Raw genomic sequence first — 1,000 nt, forward strand, 5'->3', positions numbered from 1 at the left:
GAGCTGAGCCAGCGCTACATACTGATCGCCGAGTACTACAATCCGGCGCCGGTCGAAGTCCCGTATCGCGGCAATAGCGGCAAGTTGTTCAAACGCGATTTTGCCGGTGAAATGCTCGATCGCTACGACGACCTGCAACTGCTCGATTACGGTTTTGGCTACCACCGCGATCGGCAATTCCCGGTGGATGACATCACCTGGTTTGTCCTGGAAAAACGCCGTTGAACAACGTCGCCATCATACCGGCCCGCGGTGGCAGCAAACGCATACCCCGCAAGAACCTCAAGCCGTTCGCCGGTGTGCCGATGATTGCCCGCTCGATTCAGGTCGCGATGGAGTCCGGGTTGTTTTCCCGGATCGTGGTCAGCACCGACGACGAAGAAATCGCCGGACTGGCGCGGGACTGTGGCGCTCAGGTGCCCTTCATGCGCCCGGCGGCACTGGCCGACGACTTCACGGGGACCGCAGCGGTGATCGCCCATGCCCTGCAAGCATTGGGCGAACAGGGTGACGAGTTTGATCGCGCCTGCTGCATCTACGCGACCGCGCCGTTGTTGCAAACACGATTTCTTGCCCAAGGGCTGAGCCTGCTGGATCAGCATCCCGACAAGTCGTTCGCCTTTTCGGTGTGCGACTTCGGTTTTCCGGTTCAGCGAGCCTTGACCCTTGATGATCGCGGCGCATTGACGGCACTGTATCCGCAGTATCGTGACACCCGCTCCCAGGATTTGTCGGTCGCCTATCAGGATGCCGGGCAGTTCTACTGGGGCCGCAGCGACGCCTGGCTGCGTGGCGAGGTGCTGTATTCACCGTACAGCCTGCCGGTCATCCTGCCGCGTCATCTGGTGCAGGACATCGACACACCGCAGGACTGGAAGCGCGCGGAGTACCTGTATGCCGCGCTTAAAGCCGCAGGTGAGCTGCAATGAGAGTGCTGATTCGCTCTGACGCCTCGCCGACCATCGGCAGCGGCCACATCGCGCGTTGCCTGTGCCTGGCC

2 protein-coding genes are annotated in these 1,000 nt (G+C 61.4%); both read left to right on the plus strand.

Going from position 1 to position 1,000, the window contains the following annotated elements:
- Window positions 1-225 (plus strand): pseudaminic acid biosynthesis-associated methylase (locus ACXRVY_RS31450; RefSeq protein ID WP_458239272.1); only part of this gene is annotated, 225 nt, incomplete at its 5' end.
- Window positions 222-929 carry a pseudaminic acid cytidylyltransferase gene (gene pseF, locus ACXRVY_RS31455; protein WP_223461335.1) on the plus strand — a complete coding sequence of 236 codons (708 nt, stop codon included), beginning with the start codon at window positions 222-224 and terminating at the stop codon, window positions 927-929. The genes ACXRVY_RS31450 and pseF, both read left to right, overlap by 4 nt.
- Window positions 930-1,000 lie beyond the last annotated feature (71 nt).

It is taken from the genome of Pseudomonas sp. P5_A2_2 (assembly GCF_054177685.1).